This window comes from Providencia sp. PROV261, from assembly GCF_028477945.1.
Lineage (GTDB): Bacteria > Pseudomonadota > Gammaproteobacteria > Enterobacterales > Enterobacteriaceae > Providencia > Providencia stuartii.
In genome coordinates this window covers 56691-74859 of record NZ_JAMPMC010000030.1, presented here as the reverse complement: position 1 = coordinate 74859, position 18169 = coordinate 56691, and the positions used below count along the sequence as shown (strand labels likewise).

36 protein-coding genes are annotated in these 18169 nt (G+C 40.4%); 20 read left to right on the top strand and 16 right to left on the bottom strand.

The features are described from left to right. Positions 1 to 367: 367 nt before the first annotated feature. Both PR675_RS16030 and PR675_RS16025 read left to right on the top strand, forming a co-directional pair. Positions 368 to 847, top strand: coding sequence for a hypothetical protein (locus tag PR675_RS16030; protein ID WP_060561196.1), 480 nt, complete (start codon positions 368 to 370; stop codon positions 845 to 847). Between the two features lie 156 nt (positions 848 to 1003). Then, on the top strand, positions 1004 to 1627 hold the full coding sequence (locus PR675_RS16025; protein ID WP_131728129.1) for a hypothetical protein: 624 nt from the start codon (positions 1004 to 1006) through the stop codon (positions 1625 to 1627). A 341-nt stretch (positions 1628 to 1968) separates the two neighbouring features. Here the strand turns inward: PR675_RS16025 and PR675_RS16020 are convergent, their stop codons facing one another. From PR675_RS16020 to PR675_RS15955, 15 genes are all read right to left on the bottom strand, one after another. Then, positions 1969 to 2472, bottom strand: coding sequence for an antiterminator Q family protein (locus tag PR675_RS16020; RefSeq protein ID WP_004916449.1), 504 nt, complete (start codon positions 2470 to 2472; stop codon positions 1969 to 1971). Continuing rightward, the gene (locus PR675_RS16015) at positions 2469 to 2696 is read right to left on the bottom strand and encodes a hypothetical protein (protein WP_004916454.1); all 228 of its coding nucleotides are present in this window, start codon (positions 2694 to 2696) and stop codon (positions 2469 to 2471) included. The genes PR675_RS16020 and PR675_RS16015 overlap by 4 nt, the downstream gene beginning before the upstream one ends. Continuing rightward, on the bottom strand, positions 2686 to 3288 hold the full coding sequence (locus tag PR675_RS16010; RefSeq protein WP_004916469.1) for a recombination protein NinG: 603 nt from the start codon (positions 3286 to 3288) through the stop codon (positions 2686 to 2688). Before PR675_RS16010 ends, PR675_RS16015 begins: the two co-directional genes overlap by 11 nt. A gap of 68 nt (positions 3289 to 3356) precedes the next feature. After that, the gene (locus PR675_RS16005) at positions 3357 to 3569 is read right to left on the bottom strand and encodes a DUF7740 domain-containing protein (protein WP_196712906.1); all 213 of its coding nucleotides are present in this window, start codon (positions 3567 to 3569) and stop codon (positions 3357 to 3359) included. Continuing rightward, positions 3566 to 3904: a hypothetical protein gene (locus tag PR675_RS16000; protein ID WP_014657881.1), complete on the bottom strand. Its 339-nt coding sequence runs from the start codon at positions 3902 to 3904 to the stop codon at positions 3566 to 3568. The genes PR675_RS16005 and PR675_RS16000 overlap by 4 nt, the downstream gene beginning before the upstream one ends. After that, the gene (locus tag PR675_RS15995) at positions 3901 to 4344 is read right to left on the bottom strand and encodes a YbcN family protein (protein WP_272582802.1); all 444 of its coding nucleotides are present in this window, start codon (positions 4342 to 4344) and stop codon (positions 3901 to 3903) included. Before PR675_RS15995 ends, PR675_RS16000 begins: the two co-directional genes overlap by 4 nt. A 1-nt stretch (position 4345) precedes the next feature. Continuing rightward, positions 4346 to 4630 (bottom strand): hypothetical protein, encoded by a 285-nt coding sequence (locus PR675_RS15990; RefSeq protein WP_014657879.1) that lies wholly within the window; start codon positions 4628 to 4630, stop codon positions 4346 to 4348. After that, on the bottom strand, positions 4627 to 4800 hold the full coding sequence (locus PR675_RS15985) for a hypothetical protein (protein WP_014657878.1): 174 nt from the start codon (positions 4798 to 4800) through the stop codon (positions 4627 to 4629). Before PR675_RS15985 ends, PR675_RS15990 begins: the two co-directional genes overlap by 4 nt. Further along, positions 4800 to 5057: a DUF551 domain-containing protein gene (locus PR675_RS15980; RefSeq protein ID WP_272571039.1), complete on the bottom strand. Its 258-nt coding sequence runs from the start codon at positions 5055 to 5057 to the stop codon at positions 4800 to 4802. Before PR675_RS15980 ends, PR675_RS15985 begins: the two co-directional genes overlap by 1 nt. After that, positions 5057 to 5272 carry a MarR family transcriptional regulator gene (locus PR675_RS15975; protein ID WP_272582801.1) on the bottom strand — a complete coding sequence of 72 codons (216 nt, stop codon included), beginning with the start codon at positions 5270 to 5272 and terminating at the stop codon, positions 5057 to 5059. The genes PR675_RS15980 and PR675_RS15975 overlap by 1 nt, the downstream gene beginning before the upstream one ends. Before the next feature lie 118 nt (positions 5273 to 5390). Continuing rightward, complete coding sequence (locus PR675_RS21040; RefSeq protein ID WP_419178880.1) at positions 5391 to 5516, bottom strand: hypothetical protein; 126 nt, start codon at positions 5514 to 5516, stop codon at positions 5391 to 5393. Positions 5517 to 5537: 21 nt separating this feature from the next. Beyond that, positions 5538 to 6932 carry a replicative DNA helicase gene (locus PR675_RS15970; protein WP_272582800.1) on the bottom strand — a complete coding sequence of 465 codons (1395 nt, stop codon included), beginning with the start codon at positions 6930 to 6932 and terminating at the stop codon, positions 5538 to 5540. Beyond that, positions 6929 to 7813: a replication protein gene (locus tag PR675_RS15965; protein WP_272582799.1), complete on the bottom strand. Its 885-nt coding sequence runs from the start codon at positions 7811 to 7813 to the stop codon at positions 6929 to 6931. Before PR675_RS15965 ends, PR675_RS15970 begins: the two co-directional genes overlap by 4 nt. A gap of 267 nt (positions 7814 to 8080) precedes the next feature. Continuing rightward, positions 8081 to 8428: a hypothetical protein gene (locus PR675_RS15960; protein ID WP_113532792.1), complete on the bottom strand. Its 348-nt coding sequence runs from the start codon at positions 8426 to 8428 to the stop codon at positions 8081 to 8083. A gap of 106 nt (positions 8429 to 8534) precedes the next feature. Then, entirely contained in the window at positions 8535 to 8720 is a 186-nt protein-coding gene (locus PR675_RS15955; RefSeq protein ID WP_004247720.1) for a Cro/CI family transcriptional regulator, read from the bottom strand. A 105-nt stretch (positions 8721 to 8825) separates the two neighbouring features. On the opposite strand from PR675_RS15955, the gene PR675_RS15950 reads away from it, so the two are divergent. The 7 genes from PR675_RS15950 (at position 8826) to PR675_RS15920 (ending at position 12725) form a co-directional block, all read left to right on the top strand. Continuing rightward, positions 8826 to 9551, top strand: a complete 726-nt coding sequence (locus PR675_RS15950; RefSeq protein ID WP_272582798.1) for a LexA family transcriptional regulator — start codon at positions 8826 to 8828, stop codon at positions 9549 to 9551. A gap of 20 nt (positions 9552 to 9571) precedes the next feature. After that, positions 9572 to 9724 (top strand): hypothetical protein, encoded by a 153-nt coding sequence (locus PR675_RS15945; RefSeq protein WP_004916510.1) that lies wholly within the window; start codon positions 9572 to 9574, stop codon positions 9722 to 9724. Positions 9725 to 9844: 120 nt separating this feature from the next. Then, positions 9845 to 9979 (top strand): hypothetical protein, encoded by a 135-nt coding sequence (locus tag PR675_RS15940; protein WP_264188042.1) that lies wholly within the window; start codon positions 9845 to 9847, stop codon positions 9977 to 9979. 21 nt (positions 9980 to 10000) lie between these two features. Beyond that, entirely contained in the window at positions 10001 to 10342 is a 342-nt protein-coding gene (locus PR675_RS15935) for a DUF3024 domain-containing protein (RefSeq protein ID WP_004916513.1), read from the top strand. A gap of 140 nt (positions 10343 to 10482) precedes the next feature. After that, entirely contained in the window at positions 10483 to 11442 is a 960-nt protein-coding gene (locus PR675_RS15930; RefSeq protein WP_272582797.1) for a hypothetical protein, read from the top strand. A gap of 14 nt (positions 11443 to 11456) precedes the next feature. Further along, positions 11457 to 12044, top strand: coding sequence for a hypothetical protein (locus PR675_RS15925; protein ID WP_272582796.1), 588 nt, complete (start codon positions 11457 to 11459; stop codon positions 12042 to 12044). Between the two features lie 366 nt (positions 12045 to 12410). After that, complete coding sequence (locus tag PR675_RS15920; protein WP_225829589.1) at positions 12411 to 12725, top strand: transcriptional antitermination N peptide; 315 nt, start codon at positions 12411 to 12413, stop codon at positions 12723 to 12725. 547 nt (positions 12726 to 13272) lie between these two features. Here PR675_RS15920 and PR675_RS15915 read toward each other — a convergent pair. Continuing rightward, a complete protein-coding gene (locus PR675_RS15915) occupies positions 13273 to 13476 on the bottom strand; it encodes an ATP-NAD kinase (protein ID WP_104873284.1) in 204 nt (67 codons plus the stop codon). A 166-nt stretch (positions 13477 to 13642) separates the two neighbouring features. Between PR675_RS15915 and PR675_RS15910 the strand changes: the two genes are divergently transcribed. The 11 genes from PR675_RS15910 (at position 13643) to PR675_RS15860 (ending at position 18089) form a co-directional block, all read left to right on the top strand. Continuing rightward, a complete protein-coding gene (locus tag PR675_RS15910) occupies positions 13643 to 13912 on the top strand; it encodes a hypothetical protein (RefSeq protein ID WP_272582795.1) in 270 nt (89 codons plus the stop codon). Positions 13913 to 13975: 63 nt separating this feature from the next. After that, positions 13976 to 14224: a hypothetical protein gene (locus tag PR675_RS15905; protein ID WP_272582794.1), complete on the top strand. Its 249-nt coding sequence runs from the start codon at positions 13976 to 13978 to the stop codon at positions 14222 to 14224. A gap of 13 nt (positions 14225 to 14237) precedes the next feature. Further along, positions 14238 to 14474 (top strand): hypothetical protein, encoded by a 237-nt coding sequence (locus PR675_RS15900; protein WP_272582793.1) that lies wholly within the window; start codon positions 14238 to 14240, stop codon positions 14472 to 14474. A gap of 3 nt (positions 14475 to 14477) precedes the next feature. Further along, the gene (locus PR675_RS15895) at positions 14478 to 14753 is read left to right on the top strand and encodes a hypothetical protein (RefSeq protein ID WP_272582792.1); all 276 of its coding nucleotides are present in this window, start codon (positions 14478 to 14480) and stop codon (positions 14751 to 14753) included. A gap of 250 nt (positions 14754 to 15003) precedes the next feature. After that, the gene (locus PR675_RS15890; RefSeq protein WP_053110604.1) at positions 15004 to 15276 is read left to right on the top strand and encodes a hypothetical protein; all 273 of its coding nucleotides are present in this window, start codon (positions 15004 to 15006) and stop codon (positions 15274 to 15276) included. Beyond that, positions 15273 to 15488, top strand: a complete 216-nt coding sequence (locus PR675_RS15885) for a hypothetical protein (protein ID WP_053110605.1) — start codon at positions 15273 to 15275, stop codon at positions 15486 to 15488. The genes PR675_RS15890 and PR675_RS15885 overlap by 4 nt, the downstream gene beginning before the upstream one ends. 14 nt (positions 15489 to 15502) lie before the next feature. Further along, the gene (gene bet / locus PR675_RS15880; RefSeq protein WP_053110606.1) at positions 15503 to 16237 is read left to right on the top strand and encodes a phage recombination protein Bet; all 735 of its coding nucleotides are present in this window, start codon (positions 15503 to 15505) and stop codon (positions 16235 to 16237) included. Next, positions 16221 to 16832, top strand: a complete 612-nt coding sequence (locus PR675_RS15875; RefSeq protein ID WP_250170498.1) for a lambda exonuclease family protein — start codon at positions 16221 to 16223, stop codon at positions 16830 to 16832. Before bet ends, PR675_RS15875 begins: the two co-directional genes overlap by 17 nt. After that, complete coding sequence (locus tag PR675_RS15870; protein WP_272582791.1) at positions 16832 to 17359, top strand: single-stranded DNA-binding protein; 528 nt, start codon at positions 16832 to 16834, stop codon at positions 17357 to 17359. The genes PR675_RS15875 and PR675_RS15870 overlap by 1 nt, the downstream gene beginning before the upstream one ends. Positions 17360 to 17374: 15 nt before the next feature. Continuing rightward, positions 17375 to 17713 carry a hypothetical protein gene (locus PR675_RS15865; RefSeq protein ID WP_272582790.1) on the top strand — a complete coding sequence of 113 codons (339 nt, stop codon included), beginning with the start codon at positions 17375 to 17377 and terminating at the stop codon, positions 17711 to 17713. A 199-nt stretch (positions 17714 to 17912) separates the two neighbouring features. After that, positions 17913 to 18089 (top strand): hypothetical protein, encoded by a 177-nt coding sequence (locus PR675_RS15860; protein WP_272582789.1) that lies wholly within the window; start codon positions 17913 to 17915, stop codon positions 18087 to 18089. Positions 18090 to 18169 lie beyond the last annotated feature (80 nt).

The window sequence follows — 18169 nt, the reverse complement described above, 5'->3', positions numbered from 1 at the left end:
TTGGTTAATAGAAAGCCACCATTAGATGACCGGATTTGGATTAATGAATTTAATCAGCATTTGAGATAAGTTAAATGTTCAGCCCTATGTAACTTACTGAAGCAATGGCTGATAATTCACTGATCACTGATTCTAAATGTTGATTGCTCATAACTACCTCTCTTAAATAGATAGCCCGTCGCAAAATTGCAGTAATTAAACATGTTGATAGTGATTTGCGGTGGCTGTATACGAAAAAGGCCGCACTAGGCGACCTGTTAAATGTGACTTACTTCAAATTAAACATATAAATATAAAGTAAAACGCTTTATTTATAAAGTAAAACGCTTTATTATATATTCATACCAACAAGGCAGAGGAAGGCAAAATGATCATCACTCACGCAAGCGCAGAAAGAATCACTGAAGTAAAAGCGAGAAGCCCATACGCTTTATTCTTAAAAGGCTGTCTGTTCTTCGCTGCTGAAGGAAATGAGTATAACTTAGCTGGTGAGTGTAACTATCAGTACAATTTAGAAGTAAATAACATAATCGACGTTGAATCTTTTTTCTCTCATCATGACATTGCGGAGCAAGCTGTTCAGCAAGTTATTGAGCTAGTTCGCGACGATTTAGAAATCGAAGCATCTGACGAAGAAATTGCTGAGTTACTGAGCAACGAATCAAGCATTCGTGATTTTGAGTTTAACGGCTATGACGATGAAGGTGAAGCTGACTGGGCTATCCAGCAATATCAAGGTATCTTAGCTCACAAATTAGGTTATGACTGCGCTAAATCATCTGATGAGCAAGGTGTTATCTATATCGCTTACTGTGTTGACCGCGAAATGCAAGAGGTTGAATGCTAATGACACTTATCGAATACATAAACACTTACTACAACGGCAGCCAGAAAGACTTTGCATCTAAATTAGATATAAAACCCCAGCAAGTCACGCAGTGGATCAATAAAGATTTTATTGTTATTAATCACGTTTTGTACAGTCCTCGCCGAGACTTATCAAATGAAAAACGATAGAACAGGCCAAAAGTTCGGCAAGCTTACAATAATAAAAGATTCCTCTAATTCTCAGATTCTATGCCGCTGTGATTGCGGCGTAGAAGAACTGTTCCCGCGCACAATAACAAAACCAACATACAGGGGTCGATTGATGTGCAGTTATTGTAAGGGTGGCATCTGTGAAGTATGCGGATCTAGAATAAAATATAAATCAGGACGAATCCCTGCTACTTGCAGCGAAAAATGTGCAAAAATCAGGAATAGTGAAAAAGAGAAAAAGCGCTATCATTCAATAAAACATACTGAAGAATTTAAAAACACTCGCGCATCATATTTAACTAAACTAAGAGATAGACTAAATAGCGACCCAGCTTTGCTTTCAGCTTTCAGAGAAAGAGCTAGATTGACTCTGAAAAAATGCAGGTCATCTGAGTCTCAAATCAAAAAAGAGCACTATAATGCAAAGAAACGCTGGCAGCAGATTAAAAGTAACAGCGCTATACATGAGCAATCAATCCTATACGCTAGAAAACAATACGACACATACACTGATGATGACTACAAACGCATTTTCAAAAGAGAGAGAACTCACACAAGAAGGCGTAAATCACGCAGTTGTTCGGAATAACCGAGCATGTGAAATAGCGTTATCGGAATTCCGATAACGGAACAATATCAACCAGTTATAAATAGAACATCAGATAAAGCCTGTTTCTTTTTTTAAATTGGTTGGTTAAAATAAAAGACGACCAAGAGTTTTTTTTGGTTTAGCTATAAACATGATTTGCAATCTTTTGCCACCATCCTAAAAAGTTGGTGGTTTTTTTATGCTCACTCGAATTCATCAAGCATATAAACCCTTAAACGCAAAAAGCCCCACCGAAGTGAGGCTCTATTAATCTGGTTAAGCCAACCTAAGAACAGTTAAGGCAGCTTACCTGATAAGTATTGTCCATTTGGCCATTTCTGTCAATAGCAAAGTTCAGTTATTTTTCTAACTTTAGCTACACGTTTGCGACCGTTCATTGCATTTCGTAGAGGTTCGTATAATAACCACTGACAAGCTTTCAGCTTTTCATCAACTTCTCTTCGGCATGTTCGCAATGATGGAACCTTTACTTTTCCTCCTGACCTTGTGTTCATTTTGCGAGGTTTTGCATTGTTATGGTAGTAAGATGCTATCGAAAGCTTTGATGCACCGTACACGTAGTAACTTATCAGTATCTTATAAGCCTGCTTGTCAATGGCGATGACAGAATCTATGACCTGAGAAATCAACATTCCGTCATCGTCATTGCACATCGGTCGTGTTAGATTTTTGCTTGGGTCAACTGATTGCATGAATTTGTATATGATGTTAATTTTCCTCATGTCTACTCGGCCTGAGTGAACCCAAGCGCCCCACAATTCAAGCCATCCGTTAAGCCAGTCGAATTGCTCCTTTGTAAGTTCTTTCTCTCCGATGTAGTTCATCTCACCCCCTGCAATACTTCACTCTTTCCTTTTATCGCTCCGCCGATTCCACCGCGATGTATAACCATAAGCTGCCCATTTACAATGATGTGCTTTTCTGCCTTTACGTCGAATGCGTACTTCCTTACTGTATTTCGCGATGCGCTTATCCAGCCAGCTACCTTGGTTTGATTTCCTCTGGCTTTGATGAGTAATTCTGGAATGGTTGTTATCTCAGCCTGCATCTTTCAGCTCCTTTAACTTCTTCCGATAGTGATCACGTATCCGCTCATAATCCTCGCGCTTCCACTTTGGCAACTCATGAGAACCCATCAGACGATCGAAACGTTCCTGACCGATTTTTTCTATTAGTCGAGGCGTGTAATTTTCGATATTTCCCGATAGATGGTTATTGCATGGGGCGCATTGTTTATGGCAGTTATCTTCATCGAACCTAAGTTCTGGATTAGCGCCGGTTGTTCGATAGTGTCCTGCGTGATACTGACCTGCGTGAAAACGACCACACGAGATGCAAGGCTCATCCTTGTCTCTTTCTCTGATAAATGCGTTGAATGCGGTCTGTGCTTGTTTGGTGAAATATGAGAGGGGTTTTACTGCTAACTTGCGGGCTTTGAGTTTATCGCGGGCTTTTACTTCTTTTTGTTTCTGCTCTTTCTTGAGTTTAGCTTCTAGTTTTTCTCTCTCCTTACTTCGTCGCTTGATTGCTAATTCTGCTCCATGTTCCGGACAACACCACCAAATATTATCGTACGACGGGTGAAATATTACTTTGCATATTTTACATTTTCGCCGCACCGATTTTCTCGGCTTTTGCATCTACACCCCCACAAGACCTATAACCAAAGTAACACTCGAAAAGAATAGAATGACGTGTCGGGTTCTAATCATCGCTTCAACTCCCACTCGGCAAGTGTGATGACCAACATCGGGCTGCTGCTGCCTTCAATCTTCCGCATTGATTCATACGCTAAGTGCTCTTTAAATTTGCGCTTTAATAGCCCTGCACACTTCCTGACGGCTTCATTAGACTTATGGATAGCCCAACATAGCTTTAACGTTGTTAATGCGCTCATAAACGCTTCTGCTTCGTTTTTCATGCTCTCACCCCAGCTAACAGCGAGTTGAACTTATCTATCAGGTGCTCAGGGAATGCTCGGCTAAATGAGCCTTCTCTGCTGCTTAATTTGCTGGACTCCCTCTTTTTTATCTCTGCGTTGATGGCAATACTCACATCGCCGATTATCTTAAATTCAGCAATCTTGCCCCTTTTCTTTTGCTTAGTTACTGCACCCCACACAACAAGGTCATTCAGCACCGACGAGTAATTATTTAAATGCACGCGCCCATTATCTAGATCTCGAACAATGACAGATGTAATCACATCGCCAACCTTGAAGTTTTTAGCAATTATCTCCGCTATTACAATATTCATCTCTCTTGCTGCTCCTTGAGTTTCATGTATTCCGAATTGCTTGGGATTGTCACGAAACAACCAATACCTACCGCCCAGCGCTCAACCTGCTCCATGAAGTGGAACATTTCACCTGTATCAAGTTTTGATGTTTTTCGAAGTGTCCTTACGTGCTCTATATCTTGCGTAGTAGCGTCTATCATCTCTACCACCTCGTAGCCTAGGAATGTGTGCTTTAACATGTCCTTGACAGTCTCAGGCGTGAAATTAGCTTTGTTTTTACACAGATACTTGCTTATCTCTCCACACCACATATGGAAAGTTGCATTCTGAGATAGTGAGCGTGTGGACTTCCAAGGCTTAATGATGATTCGGTGTGGTTGGTTTGTTGCTAGAACTTCTTTGAGGTGTTGCCATGCGGTATTTTTGGTTGATTCGTGGAAGAGAAAATCTGCTTCCAAGTTAGCCTCCCAGTTTTCCTTCGCTGTAAAGTGGCAACCAAACACACCGATAAACAAACGGGATAAAAGCTGTAAAGAACTCATTAAATTGATGCTCTCTAAATCCTGTCGCTTCGTCGACCATTGCAATTAGTGGTGAGGTTGGCTTTCTTGGCAAATCAACGCCATAGATACGGCTAAAATTACTAACTAACTCACTTTCATCTAAACAGCGTTCTACCACTTCGATAAACATTGGCTCAGTGGCTAGCGTTTTTAAAATTTCATCTGGCAGCTTATCACTCACTGTTGGCTCTCCTGTTCACCAATTAGCGTTAACTTAACAATCTCAATAACCCCTATTGCTTCAGCTAAGCTTATTTCACCGTCATATTCGTGGATTAATTCCAGCAAGCGTTTAGATAGCTCACCATTAGCTTGGAATTTTTTATCGATGGGTAATTTGGTGATGTTCATCATTCACCCTCTGGCATTGGTGGGAGTAGTAAAGGTATCCAGTGCGTTATTGGGTAATTATCATCTTCAATAAACTCATCGTTATCGCTGATAAAATGGCTGTAAGAACGCGACCAAATCCAACCTTCTCCACATGTATCAGAACGCATGAAAACGTGGTATACAAACTCTCCATTACCTCTGAACCATCCAGCAAATACTGGTGCGTCTAGTTCTGGCAATGTCTCGCTACACTTAACCCAATTAGTTCCCTGCATTAGATACCTCCCCGTTTGCTAGATTTAATAGCTTTAAAAAATACAGCAGCATCCAGCTTCATGAGTCGATTTAAAACTCGTTCGCTGCGATATGGCTTATGCAGCTTTCGGTTGTAATCAACTTTACCTCTACCGCTTTTCACATATTTTAATTTGCGACTCATTCTTTCTGCTGCGTATATCCACATCAGAGCTGTGCTAGTTGTTCCTTTCATCACTCAACACCTCGCTTAATTGACTGATTTAGCTCTTTAATTCGATTAGCGCACTCTTCCATTTTGTCGAGTAATTCAAATACAAGTTTGAAGTCGATATTATTTATCCTAAAAATCCTTATTCTGAAAAATAAACTTTACATTCACACTTAGGGCAGCACTTGTCTTTGGTGTGAGTAAGTCGCTTATTTTTGATTAATTTTGCATCTAGTAAATTGTAGATGTGTAGACATCGGTAACACATAACTCGCTTGTCTGTGCTCATCTAGAAGTCCTTATGATTTGGTGTGTTACGGTTGGCGGTTGCCATGTCAGCGCGAGCCATTGCGTGAGTTTGGTCGGTGTCGAATAAGCAAAGACCTTTCTGGTCTACAAATGCTGTTCCTGTTTTACCATGACGGTTAAGTCTCACAATAAGCTCTGTAAGCGTCTTGTCGGCTTTGTCGTTGTAAACTGAGTCTTTGTATATTCCCATCCAGTAATCGCAATCCTGCTCGATCTGACCGGTGTCACGGCTATCACTTGGCATAGGTCGCTTGTTGGTTCTATCTTCCAGTTTGCGGTTTAGCTGAGTGAGCAATACCACAGTAGTATCAAGCTCTTTTGCTAGCTGCTTGAGACCTTTGGTAATTTCACCGTAGGCAATATCGTTGCGATCTGCTTTTCCAGCTTTCATCAGTGTTAAATAGTCCACGCCGATAAACCCGATTTTCCCAACCTTGCGCTTCAACTTCCGGCACTCTGACTGAATGTGTTCAAGTGTCATCCCTGCTGTGTCATCGACCCAAATGTTAGACTTTTCGCTCAGGTCACTGATAGCCTTGCCAAGTAGCGCCCATTCGAAATCATCCTCTGTGCCGCCATAGAACATATCTGAGTTTAAGCCTGACTTCTGGCTTACCATTCGCTCAACCAATTGCTGATTGGACATCTCCATGCTGAACAGAGCCACTGGTAGCCCATTATCGGAAACGTTTTTCGCCATTTCAGTTAGAACGGTTGTTTTACCCATCTTTGGACGCGCACCGATAACGAATAGGGATCCACGCACAACAAATTTAGGAGCTAGCATGTCATCAAGTGGCTTAATACCTGTCTTGAGCCCAACAAACTGCTCTGGATTGTTAAACATGTTTTCTACGCCTTCGAACCATTCAGGCAATAGCTCAGCCATATTTTTCAAACCAGACTTGCGACCAGTAACACCGTTTTCGCTTGCGTCAGTTACTAGCTTCTGCACGAACTCCATTTTTTCACCAAAGCTTAGAGTGCTTGGCTCAATCAGTAATCGTGTGGCTTCGTTGATTTTCTCAATGGCATAGCGCTCATTGGCATACTCTTTGATTTTCTTCGAGTAATGGAGCACGTTTGCGGTGCTTGGGGTATTCTTTGCAATTTCAGCCAGATAACCCAATCCACCTGTAGTTCCTTCGCTTCCAGTTGCTTTCAAGCTGTCAGCTACAGTTAAGATATCAATCGGTTGATGCTTGCTAGCCATTGACCGCATTTGCTCAAAGATAATCTTGTGGTGTGTGCCGTAAAAATCATCTGGCTTCAACACGGAAAACACTCGTTGAGCATTGTCGCTGTTTGGGTCAATCAGTAGGGATCCGATAACACTTTGTTCGGTCTCTAGGCTGTGTGGCACTTGGTAATTCATAGCGATCCCTCCCTAGTTTTTAACACTGTCGACGGTCTTAGCAGATAATCGAAATTAGCCCTCCAACCAGAATCGTTTTCACCGAAATAAAACTCTTTAGCTGAACTCATGAAATACTCAAAATAGTTTTTAGCCGCTTCGACTGTTGGCTCTTTGAGTTCTTTCAGGAATTTTGAGATGGCTCGTTTCCGCTTGTCATTCAAGGATTCAGCATTTGGTAATCTGTCACCAGCAGCCTCGTTAAACGCATTCATAATTTCGATGTAGGGGATGTTGTTTTTTCGATTGGTTGAAATTAACTTTTCACAATCCCCCTCTTGAGGGGTTAGGGGAGTATTTATTTCTTGTTCAAATACATTCTTATTCTGTTTCACTTCTTTTGTTACTAGGTTAGTAACCTCAGTTAAGCCCTGAACGTTGGTATCACTGGGTTTGATTGTCACCTCATTAGTAACTTGCTTTGTCACCTCGTAATTTGCCTGATATTCAAGGTAATTTGTGATTGTGATTATTGTTCCGTGTCGTGTACCTGCGCGGGTTATCATCCCTTCTTGCTCAAAAAAATCCAGCATGTCTCTGACTTGTTTTTCAGTCTTTTCTTTTCCCTTTGCATCCTTAAGTTTTCTAGCTAAAACTTTTGCTTTTGTTACCAACTGACCAGCCCGAAGATCCCAAGACACACCACCAAACTCAACTGTTGTTGGCTTATGCCTTGCCTGCCCTAGTAATCTGACCCATAGCGCAAGCTTAGCTGTATCTTCTGCCCAGCTTGCGTTAAGCAGGCTCCTGAATATCGCGACGTGACCAAGTTTAGAGTTATCCATCCGAGAACTCCTAGCGTGGTTCTTGTTACCAAAATCTGCATATGCAACGTTACTCATGCGGCTCCCCTCCCAATAGTTCTTTCCTGTGAGCATTCCTTAGTTTTGCATCTTCAAAAGCTTCTCTAAGTCGCTTTATCCCTAGCGGGGTTACTTTCCTGAGCTCCCTATCTCGCATGATGTTTTTATGCACAGCATGATAATTAAAGTCATGATTTCGTTTATTTTTCATGATATAATTCTCTTATTCGGTTGTTGTATCAAAAAAGGGAAACGCTAAATTTCCCTTGTCACCATTACTGGTTGTTGATACAGTTGTTTTGATAGTTAAATATCCAAATTGATTTGAGCCTCATCATTCGCCGTGGTTGGGGCTTTTCTTTTAACCTTCCCCTTCCCTTCAAGAGCCTGAATAACCCTTTCTGCATAATCACCTTCAAGAACAACTTTCGTTGGCTTATCGCTGATATTTACAGAGTCAGGGGGTAATCCGAACTTACTCACCAACTGGCAAGCTAAATCGAATATTCTGGCTTTATCTCGACTGGATTTTGATGGGTGTATTCCTAGCGCCTTAGCGAGTCCGTTATTACCGACTGAATACATTTGTTGAATGTAAAACGTCATCAATTCGTTTGATGAGCACTCTACTTTGATATTTTTTGCATTTTCCATAGTCTATAGTCCTTTTTAGATACAGTTAGTCCGTGACTCACGATCCAGTGAGTGTGTATTGATGTGCGCTTTTTCAGCGCTGAGATGTTAAAGAGCGAGGTGGTGCTTATTTTTTAGTGCTTGGAAATGGCTTTATTTCTATTGCTTTAATGCCATTTTCCGTTTGTGATAAGAGAATATTTCTCCCTTCTCTTAGCGCTTTACTGATAGCGCCTTGAGTAACACCTATTGCTTTAGCCGTCTTATCTTGACCATGCTCCTTGACATATTCACGTAAAGCTAGTTGGTTCATCTTCTTCTCCTTTAAAATGAATCAGCTTAATTATTATATTCGGTAATAAAAAAGTCAATACCAACGGTATTTTTAAAATATAACTTATAGTAATAAAATACAGGGATGAACAAAAAGAAACCGCTATCAGAAGAGCAACTGGCAGATGCCAGAAGGCTTAAATCAATCTATTCCTCTAAGCGCAAGACGCTAGGGATAAATCAAGAAGACATAGCTGAAAAGCTAGGTGTCAACCAAAGTGCTGTCAGTCATTATTTAAATGGAATTAATCCATTAAACCCGAACGCAGTTGCTACATTTGCAAAGATATTGAAGGTTGCTGTTAGTGATATAAGTCCGTCAATATCTAAACAAATAATGTCTCTAGCTCAATCGGTAGATGATGAAATCGAATATATAGGCACAGTGCCTTCAGGAATGGTTCAGGTGCGCGGTGAGGCGTTCTTAGGTGCTGATGGTGCTGTTGATATGATCGAGGTTCACAATGGCTGGCTGAAGATATACAGCGACGATAAAGACGCATACGGGTTGAAGGTTAAAGGTGACAGCATGTGGCCGCGCATTCAATCAGGCGAGTTTGTTGTGGTTGAACCAAATACAACAGTCAGATCTGGCGATGAGGTTTTTGTGCGCACGGTTGAAGGTCACAATATGATTAAGATTTTCAACAAAACTCGTGATGGGGACTATCAGTTTTCCAGTATAAACAACTCACACAAGCCCATTACTCTATCACCAGATCAAGTTGACACCATGCACTATGTGTCAGCTATCGTTAAACCAATTAAATATATAGACGCTTGCGAAAAAACAGGCCGAGCACTGTTTTAATGGCCTGACGACACGTTCATATGAAAAAATTATGGGGTTGTATCAAGCAGCACAAGGTAGAAATAACCGCAGCACTATCCGTGATTGCAATGCTGGTATGGTTTGATTTTGATGATGATGCCATATTCCAACTCTACGAGATGATTTTTGGACGGCCTGACGACACGTTTTAAATGAAAAGACTGCTAGAGCTGATATCCAACGCTAACATAATGATACTGCTAGTTATTATAGCGGTGCTGGATATCATTCTATTGTTGCTGATTGCTTTTGATAATTAGTGAGGGTTCGATATGAAAAGATTATTAGAACTCATCAGTAAAAATAAGCTGCTGATTGTTATGTTAATAATAGCGCTAGCAGTTGGAGCAGTATTACAGTTTGCAGAAGAACCTTTTGCTTGGATTTCGGTTTTCAATGCAGAGTGACGACACGTTTTAGGGAGCAACATGGCATTTAACGACATTGAGATAGCTAACATTAAGCGGTGTATGGAGTTTTTCATGGAAAAGCGCCGACCTGCTGAACACCTAAGGGATGAGCTGGATTTAAGCTATAGCATTGAAGATGACTCCGTTGTCATATTTGAAGTAAGACGCCTTACTTGGAGTGACGGGCAAGCTCAAGAGCCGATAGCAAAAATTACACATGACAAATCTAACAGCTCTTGGTCTCTGTTTTGGATGGATAAAGACAGCAACTGGCACAACTACGATGAAATAATGCTAGGCAGTTTTTCTGACGCCATTAGGCTCGTTGAAGATGATGCCCGTGGCTGCTTCTTTGGATGACGACACGTTTTAGGGTGTGGTTTTAAACAAACATATACCTTAATTATCACCAGATAAATATGTTATTTACATAAAAATAAAAGCATAGTTCATTTGGTGGTCTGCTTGTTTATACGGTTTTACTTAATTAAGGATTTTTTATGCTCCTCGGTGATAATGAGCGATTTGTTATAAAATGCGTTATCAGCATTAACAGTTATCCTGCAGATGCTCCCAATATTCCATTAAAAGAATGTATACCTTTACTTATTAGGGAGCACAAGGACAGCGCTGAATCAATAAGTGGTCGTAAGGATATGATTTATGAAATGAATAAGGGTAGATCTGGAATTAGGTTATTATCAATAAAAGAGGATGATAACTACTTATTTCTGCTATTTCAGTATGCTAACAAAGATGTTTCAGACCCTGCTTTCACAAATATAAAAACAGGGGGTAGGAGAGTTGCTAAAAAACAAGAAGGCGAAGGTTTAGGTTGTACAGCGCACTTGATTATAAAGAAAGAGCCTAATAACAAGGCATTTCCAAACCATTATGATGCGATGTTAGAAGAGGTACCAGGAATCACTCGTGCGATAATAGGGCAAGCATTGAATAGCTTTTTATCTGATAATCATTTTGGATTTCATCGTGGCAATAATAAAAAAGAGCTAAAATGCCGACCTATGTTTAAGATTGATTTTGCGGCAGAGAAAACATTAGGAAAACAGTTGTCCACAGGTAAGGTATGTGGACTAGTCGCAGTTAGAAGCTATAAACAAAAATACATTGATAGTAATAATAAAATTAAAATTGAAGAGCAAACGCTGAGGCTATCGACAAATATTGGCATTGGTAACAAAGCTTTACAATACTTGAAGGATATATGTGATACACTGCGAGGAATGGAATATACTACTTTGCGCATCTCTCATAGAGATATAAATAGAAGGACTTCAACCAATTTTGTGAATATAGATAAGGCCCTCAGCCTTCAAGATATTGCAGCTGCGCAACTAGCAGAAAGAGACAAAGTAATTTTAGCTACGCCTATAGAAATCTGCCAAGAAAAATTCCATGATGAGCTAATCAGTAAAATGGTTGGGTATTTTAATAAGTAAAAATTGGAGGGGTTATGTATGTTATTTCAAAGCTGTTTACACCAATATCATATGTTCGCATAAGCCACCCTGAAAAACGTTACTTTGATTTTGTATTGCCAATAATTACTTCAGTGCTAATAACTCTAGTTATTTGTTTTTTACCTAACAAAGTAAATTTGATAGGTAAAGATAGCTTAGTTTCCGTCGTAAATGGAATTTTACAAATATTATCAGGATTTTATATTGCATCTATGGCTGCTGTATCTACATTCCAAAAAGATGGTATGGATGATGTAATGAAAGGAGATCCACCAACACTGAAAGGGGATGAGTTAACTAGAAGAAAGTTCCTTTCTTATCTATTTGGTTATTTAGCCTTTATGAGCATAATGATGTATTTTGCTGGCGGAGCTATACAACTAGTACAAGGTAACTTAGGGCAATTTGAATTATTAAAGGCTTCTTGGTTGAAAATAGGTCTAGTGTTTATATATATATCAGTTATATGCAATATTATTTATACAACAATTCTTGGGATGTGTTTTATGATAGATAAAATGCATAGTGCTCCAGAACGATTGGTTATACACAATAAAAAAAACAATAACCAAGATGATTAAGCTTTATGTATAAAACAACAACAGCCCTCCCCGCGAGGGCTTTTTTGTGTCCTCTCCCCTCCAAATAAGTGATCTGCATTCCAATCTGAGATTTTTTTGAAAATAAATTCCTTTTAAATTCAATAATATTACCGAAAATATAATTTTATATTACCGATGGTATTGACTTAAATAAATACCGCATGTAATATTTAACTCATCGAAGGCAAGGAGCCATAGATAAACAGGATGTTCGCTCTTTAACAGATAGCGCTGAAAAAGCGCAAACCAAAGACAGTATGTTTTGGGATTGGTGAACGCTACGGCGGCACGTGTGGTACTAGGCGACCACCACCAATCACCAAAGCAAACTGTAAGGGGAAAACTATGTGTAACTTTCACGGCTACAACAACGCCAGATTACGTAGAATGGAACGCAGAAAGGCATTGCATGAATCTTACGAGCTAACTAAAAGCTTAAAAGCTGCAATCCATGGCGAACAAGTAGAAGAAACAAAGCGCCCTACCTTATCACTAACACGCAAACCAATTAGCCGAGTTGAAAAAGCAATTTCAATTCGCAGCACTAAAGTTTATGACTCAGTAGATAATACCTGCTTACCAAATACTAGCATTTACTCAGTTAAATATAGAAAATCTGGTACGCTGTTGGAATCTGGAGAAGTAACTGCGAGAGCTTAATATAGTGGAAACTCCAATGAGAATTGAATGCCCTGTATGCAAAAGGCTTTTCAACCCAATGAATCCTAAATATCACATTGATAAGTACCACGCGAATGCAAGTGATAATGAGTTGGTTAAAATTAGAGGCGCCAAGCGTAAGGTTCTAGGTAGCGAAAAGCCAGTAAAGAACAAGCATTACCTGCTAAAAAGCATAAATAAACACAACGGTTCGCCACCAATGCAAGGCGGATTACCCTCACTAGGGAAGAAAAGATAAACCTCGCAACTGCGGGGTTTTTTATTCCCTAAATTAACACACCTGATAACTGTTGCTTACCTAATGCAGCAATATTTTCAGGAGTTAAAACAAAACAGCCGAGCAGTGAGTTCGGGGTGACGGCGAGATAAATAGGAGATAGAAAATGAAATTTGAAATGTTACCAGACCAGATTCAATTAGAAGCAGCCAGATGTTTACGTGAATATGTAATTTGTCAATCAGGTGGTGAAAGAGACCAAGCTATGCAGCTGGCCTCTGTAATTAGAGATGCTTTTTGTGAGCTTTATCAGAAGGGCGCGTCATCTGTAGGTACAAAATCAGATGGCAATTCTGATAACGTTTTAAAATGAGCATTTAGCTCATCAAATATTTTGATAACTCGCTCACCATTGGATTGCGGTGCTGCAATTCTTTCCGCTCGAATTAATTCAATCACTACCTGTAAAGCTGCTTGCTCAGGATTTCTTTTTGGGTCAAGAGCATCATACATACAAAAACTTCCTTATTTTGACTGTGGAATAACCAATATATCAATTTTCCTTGACTGTGGAAAGTAAGGAACCACCTCGCCTGACGTGGTTAAAAGCAGGCACAGTTAACTAATTACAGTCCATTCTGTGGGCTGTGGTGAGTTGATTAATAGATAGGAGATAGAGATGGAAATCGAAGTAAATACAAAATCGAAAGTTGACATTAAAACGCTAAGGACGTGCATTAAAGTTTCTGACAGTTTCAATTGTGACATTCTTGATGCTAACGGGAATAAAGTAGAAGACTATAACTACTACGTTCCTAACTTCTTCCCCGGTGACCACCATGGTGATTATCTGATGCTAGATATCGATATCGAAACAGGAAAGATAACGAACTGGAAAAAGCCAACACCTGAAGAATTACAGGAAATGCTTTATCCGGAAGATGACTAGCATCGCTTAGTTAATAACGGAGGGAGTATGACAATAAATGATTTCCACAATGGAAAGCTACCCATGCCGAGGTTATTTAGAGTTGTTAGTGTTGAGCTTGGCGTGTTACGTAGCTGCCTTGGTAGTGGCTATGGAGTCATATTTGATTGCGACGAAACTGTGATAAGAAAAGTTCGCAGAGTTAAATCAAAAATAGGCTGGCATTGGCAGTTGGTCAGGGAGCATAAAGACCAAGAGATATGGGATTACTACCTAGAGTCAGACAGGGAAAGCCTTAACAATATCAATTATGAATACGGATTAATGAAATAGTTTAGGAGGGAGTATGCCAGATAAAACAGGTGGAGCGGCTTTTCCAATTCCAGCAACAGAATTGCATGGCACTCATACTGGCATGACGCTGCGTGATTATTTTGCCGCTAAGTGTATGCAAGGTGACATCGCCACACAGGATGCGTCAGATATGGGATATTACGATAATGACACCACAGTTGAGCAGTTAGTAAAAAGAGCTGAATTCTACTACCGCATGGCAGATGCAATGTTAAAGGCTAGGGGGTGATATATGGGATTTAAGCACACGCCATCACCGTGGCGATGTCATGACAAAAGACCAAACTGTAGCGGTTACTCTATATTCGGTAACGATGGTCAGTATATCGCTTTTGTAGGTGACTCTGATCAACTATCACCCATAGATGCCAACGCCCATCTAATCGCAGCGGCACCAGAGTTATTAGAGGCTTTGCAGTCACTACTCACTTATGGATGTATTACTGGAGATGATTGGGTAATAGAGAAAGCAGAAGCAGCAATCTCAAAAGCCCTCGGTCAGCAGTAACCCACCGCACCAACACCAGAACACTTTCAATAACTATGTGAGGTAATCACATGGGCGATAACTATTACTACGCAGCATTAATCATTATGACTGCAATCCTATTACCTCTACTGACGAGATAAATCATGCAAATCGATAAACATTTTCTACGTCTGGCTCAGGCACAGGCGCGAATTGCTATAAGCCAACGTTGTGATGATGTTTGGTGGTTAGCAATGGAATTTCTCAAAGCGAGTTACGGGAGGTCTAAGTGAATAAATGCATACAGCTTTTATTGTCAACTTTTGGATGCGACCACTCCTCATCAGGAACAATTATTACTTGTGTCAACGAAAATGACATCAAGCGCATAGACGGTGATTACGGAACAATCATCAGCAAACTACAGTTCACGGAAAAAGAACGCTACGAAAACATTAAGGAAGATGGGCAGCTTGCTGGGTTTATTGATGAAGCCATAGCGGCTGGTGATGGGCAATGGATTGTCGATTACATCAGGAGCAAAGGTAAGGTGGCAGCATGAGAATTTCAGAGTATGAAAACTTCGTCACCATTCCAGACCGCGAGCATCTAGCAAATCAATATGATGAGCTAGCTAATGAAATGGCTCAGCGGTTTTATGATGCAGTCATGGATGAAACTCCGCATCTAATACAAAAACTTAATGAATCTGAACTTAATGGCATTTGGAATGGATTATTTAAAGCCGCTAAGTCTGAAAACTTACTGAGATAATCAAAGGGAAAAATATGAGTAACTCACTAGTCTCAATGGCTGGCTCACTTGCTAAAAAGTTAGAGCTGGCTATTGATGAAAAAGACCTAATTCAAACATTGAAATCCACGGCATTTAAAGCCGAAGCAACAGACCAGCAGTTTCTATCACTTCTCATCGTCGCTAATCAATACAACTTAAACCCTTGGACTAAAGAAATTTACGCATTTCCAGACAGAACAGGAATTGTTCCAGTTGTTGGTGTTGATGGTTGGGCGCGCATTATTAATGAAAACAAAAACTTTGATGGCATGGAATTCATCATGGACGCTGACTCCTGCACATGCAAAATTTACCGCAAAGACAGGAGTCATCCTACCTCGGTTACTGAGTACATGGATGAATGCAATCGAAACACCCAGCCTTGGAAATCACACCCAAAACGGATGTTACGGCACAAAGCAATGATCCAATGTGCTCGACTAGCTTTTGGTTTTGCCGGTATTTATGACCAAGACGAGGCCGAGAGAATTACAGAAAACACACCAACGGGCGTTATTAACGGGCAAGAAAGCCACGAAAAAAGAGCTGAATTAATCGCTAAGTGTGAAGCGGCAGCAGCCAAAGGAATGGACGCATTTAAACAATTATGGACGGAGTTATCAGGGGATGAGCGAGCCATTATCGGATCCGCTGAAAAGGAACGAATTAAAAACTCTATAGCCATTGATGCTGAATTTACCGAGGTGCCAAGTGGAGCAGAGGACTAACGAATGGTATGCGGCAAGACTAGGATGTGTTACCGCCAGTAACCTATCAAAAGTAATGGCAAAAGGAAGCGGAGCAACTCGTAGAAATTATATGGCTCAGCTAATTTGCGAAACACTAACAGGACAAAAGGAAGAGTCCTTCAAATCAGCCAGTATGGAGCGTGGAAACGAGCTTGAGGCAGTTGCAAGGGAAATGTATTGCCTCAATGAGTTCGACGCCACAGTGTCAGAAACAGGGTTTATCCTTCACCCATCTATCGAAGGATTCGGAGCTAGCCCTGATGGGTTAGTAGATGAAGGTGGACTTATTGAAATCAAATGCCCAAACACCGCAACTCACTTAGAAACGCTTAGGACAGGAAAGCCTAAGACAGAATATCTATTACAGATGCATGGGCAAATGATGTGCACTGGACGCAAATGGTGTGACTTTGTCAGCTACGACAATCGCCTTCCAGTAAACCTCGCCTATTTCAAAACACGGATTGTTTTTAATGACGAGCTAGCACAAGAAATTGAGCAAGAAGTTCGTAAATTCTTAAATGAACTCAAGGAAGAAATAGAAAAGTTAACTAAATATGCGGAGGCTTCTTAATGGCTAGTCGCGGAGTAAACAAGGTGATACTCATTGGCCACTTGGGGCAAGACCCTGAAATTCGATATATGCCATCAGGTGGCGCAGTAGCAAATCTCACATTAGCCACATCGGAATCGTGGCGAGATAAGCAAACCGGTGAAATGCGTGAAAAAACCGAATGGCACCGTGTAGTGATTTTCGGAAAATTAGCTGAAGTTGCAGGCGAATATCTGAAAAAAGGCTCACAAGTCTATATCGAGGGCTCTTTGCAAACTCGTAAATGGCAAGACCAAAGCGGTCAAGACCGATACACAACTGAAGTGGTGGTAAATATCGGTGGAACGATGCAAATGCTAGGCGGCAGTGGCGGCAGCAATCAGGCAGGAGGTCAAAAACAACAGCAACAATCACAGTTGTTGGGGCAAAATGAATTAAAGCCTCAGCGTGCTGATTGGGCTAAAGAGCCGCCCATTGATTTTGATGATGACATCCCCTTTGCCCCTATCGGGCTGCAATACCCACGCCACGCTATTTATGTGATTTAACCAAAGGATATAACCATGAAAAGTTTACACGGTCGTTGCATTCAGAGATGGAAGCAACGATTCAAAAGCGTTTGTGATTCTAAGGTTTCACCTTATTTCAGAAAACGCGACTTAAAGGGATTTTGTCGTGAATCTGGAGTGATTACTGCTGACGGTATGATTGAAGATATGGCTTTTAATAATGCCAAATTTGATTTTGATGGGGAATACCACGGATGGTCGCCTGAATTCTCAAAGTTCTTTGATGAGAACCGAGAAAAATATATGACAAAGGCACGTTTGTTTCTCAACAAAGAAGCTACTAACGACGAAATAGACGACTTAATTGAGGAAGAGATTTCATACTGGAATTAACAAGAGGAGAAACACTATGGCTTGGTGCGATAGTCCATACAAAGACAGGGTTTTAACGGAAGAGCAAAAGGAAGATTGCTCATACTGCGATTATTGCGATGTAGAAATAATAAATGACGATGAAGTATTTATAGGCGGCAATACTGTTTACTGTTGTGAGCAATGCTTCATCGACAGTCAATAACTAAAGGATATAACTATGAATCTAACAATACGAGATTCAAATACAAACGAAGAAGTTATTTTAACAGTAGCTATTTCAGAAGAAGACTTTGACAAACTATCCGAGCAAGAGCAGGACGATTTAATAGAAAGCGTTACTTTTGATTATTACGAAAATAAAGCAGCCGAAGAAATAGAGCGTCAATTTAAATAGCTCAGGGAATATTTGCAAGGATGCAAACGACGGAGAATATCATGTATAAAAACATTGAAATAAATCACCGAGGCACCAAA

Excerpts from the sequence above, each read along its gene's own strand:
- PR675_RS16030 (WP_060561196.1), top strand. The coding sequence starts at position 368 with ATGATCATCACTCACGCAAGCGCAGAAAGAATCACTGAAGTAAAAGCG.
- PR675_RS16025 (WP_131728129.1), top strand. The coding sequence starts at position 1,004 with ATGAAAAACGATAGAACAGGCCAAAAGTTCGGCAAGCTTACAATAATA.
- PR675_RS16020 (WP_004916449.1), bottom strand. The coding sequence starts at position 2,472 with ATGAACTACATCGGAGAGAAAGAACTTACAAAGGAGCAATTCGACTGG.
- PR675_RS16015 (WP_004916454.1), bottom strand. The coding sequence starts at position 2,696 with ATGCAGGCTGAGATAACAACCATTCCAGAATTACTCATCAAAGCCAGA.
- PR675_RS16010 (WP_004916469.1), bottom strand. The coding sequence starts at position 3,288 with ATGCAAAAGCCGAGAAAATCGGTGCGGCGAAAATGTAAAATATGCAAA.
- PR675_RS16005 (WP_196712906.1), bottom strand. The coding sequence starts at position 3,569 with ATGAAAAACGAAGCAGAAGCGTTTATGAGCGCATTAACAACGTTAAAG.
- PR675_RS16000 (WP_014657881.1), bottom strand. The coding sequence starts at position 3,904 with ATGAATATTGTAATAGCGGAGATAATTGCTAAAAACTTCAAGGTTGGC.
- PR675_RS15985 (WP_014657878.1), bottom strand. The coding sequence starts at position 4,800 with ATGAACATCACCAAATTACCCATCGATAAAAAATTCCAAGCTAATGGT.
- PR675_RS15980 (WP_272571039.1), bottom strand. The coding sequence starts at position 5,057 with ATGCAGGGAACTAATTGGGTTAAGTGTAGCGAGACATTGCCAGAACTA.
- PR675_RS15975 (WP_272582801.1), bottom strand. The coding sequence starts at position 5,272 with ATGAAAGGAACAACTAGCACAGCTCTGATGTGGATATACGCAGCAGAA.
- PR675_RS21040 (WP_419178880.1), bottom strand. The coding sequence starts at position 5,516 with ATGTGTTACCGATGTCTACACATCTACAATTTACTAGATGCAAAATTA.
- PR675_RS15970 (WP_272582800.1), bottom strand. The coding sequence starts at position 6,932 with ATGAATTACCAAGTGCCACACAGCCTAGAGACCGAACAAAGTGTTATC.
- PR675_RS15965 (WP_272582799.1), bottom strand. The coding sequence starts at position 7,813 with ATGAGTAACGTTGCATATGCAGATTTTGGTAACAAGAACCACGCTAGG.
- PR675_RS15960 (WP_113532792.1), bottom strand. The coding sequence starts at position 8,428 with ATGGAAAATGCAAAAAATATCAAAGTAGAGTGCTCATCAAACGAATTG.
- PR675_RS15955 (WP_004247720.1), bottom strand. The coding sequence starts at position 8,720 with ATGAACCAACTAGCTTTACGTGAATATGTCAAGGAGCATGGTCAAGAT.
- PR675_RS15950 (WP_272582798.1), top strand. The coding sequence starts at position 8,826 with ATGAACAAAAAGAAACCGCTATCAGAAGAGCAACTGGCAGATGCCAGA.
- PR675_RS15945 (WP_004916510.1), top strand. The coding sequence starts at position 9,572 with ATGAAAAAATTATGGGGTTGTATCAAGCAGCACAAGGTAGAAATAACC.
- PR675_RS15940 (WP_264188042.1), top strand. The coding sequence starts at position 9,845 with ATGAAAAGATTATTAGAACTCATCAGTAAAAATAAGCTGCTGATTGTT.
- PR675_RS15935 (WP_004916513.1), top strand. The coding sequence starts at position 10,001 with ATGGCATTTAACGACATTGAGATAGCTAACATTAAGCGGTGTATGGAG.
- PR675_RS15930 (WP_272582797.1), top strand. The coding sequence starts at position 10,483 with ATGCTCCTCGGTGATAATGAGCGATTTGTTATAAAATGCGTTATCAGC.
- PR675_RS15925 (WP_272582796.1), top strand. The coding sequence starts at position 11,457 with ATGTATGTTATTTCAAAGCTGTTTACACCAATATCATATGTTCGCATA.
- PR675_RS15920 (WP_225829589.1), top strand. The coding sequence starts at position 12,411 with ATGTGTAACTTTCACGGCTACAACAACGCCAGATTACGTAGAATGGAA.
- PR675_RS15915 (WP_104873284.1), bottom strand. The coding sequence starts at position 13,476 with ATGTATGATGCTCTTGACCCAAAAAGAAATCCTGAGCAAGCAGCTTTA.
- PR675_RS15910 (WP_272582795.1), top strand. The coding sequence starts at position 13,643 with ATGGAAATCGAAGTAAATACAAAATCGAAAGTTGACATTAAAACGCTA.
- PR675_RS15905 (WP_272582794.1), top strand. The coding sequence starts at position 13,976 with ATGCCGAGGTTATTTAGAGTTGTTAGTGTTGAGCTTGGCGTGTTACGT.
- PR675_RS15900 (WP_272582793.1), top strand. The coding sequence starts at position 14,238 with ATGCCAGATAAAACAGGTGGAGCGGCTTTTCCAATTCCAGCAACAGAA.
- PR675_RS15895 (WP_272582792.1), top strand. The coding sequence starts at position 14,478 with ATGGGATTTAAGCACACGCCATCACCGTGGCGATGTCATGACAAAAGA.
- PR675_RS15885 (WP_053110605.1), top strand. The coding sequence starts at position 15,273 with ATGAGAATTTCAGAGTATGAAAACTTCGTCACCATTCCAGACCGCGAG.
- bet (WP_053110606.1), top strand. The coding sequence starts at position 15,503 with ATGAGTAACTCACTAGTCTCAATGGCTGGCTCACTTGCTAAAAAGTTA.
- PR675_RS15870 (WP_272582791.1), top strand. The coding sequence starts at position 16,832 with ATGGCTAGTCGCGGAGTAAACAAGGTGATACTCATTGGCCACTTGGGG.
- PR675_RS15865 (WP_272582790.1), top strand. The coding sequence starts at position 17,375 with ATGAAAAGTTTACACGGTCGTTGCATTCAGAGATGGAAGCAACGATTC.
- PR675_RS15860 (WP_272582789.1), top strand. The coding sequence starts at position 17,913 with ATGAATCTAACAATACGAGATTCAAATACAAACGAAGAAGTTATTTTA.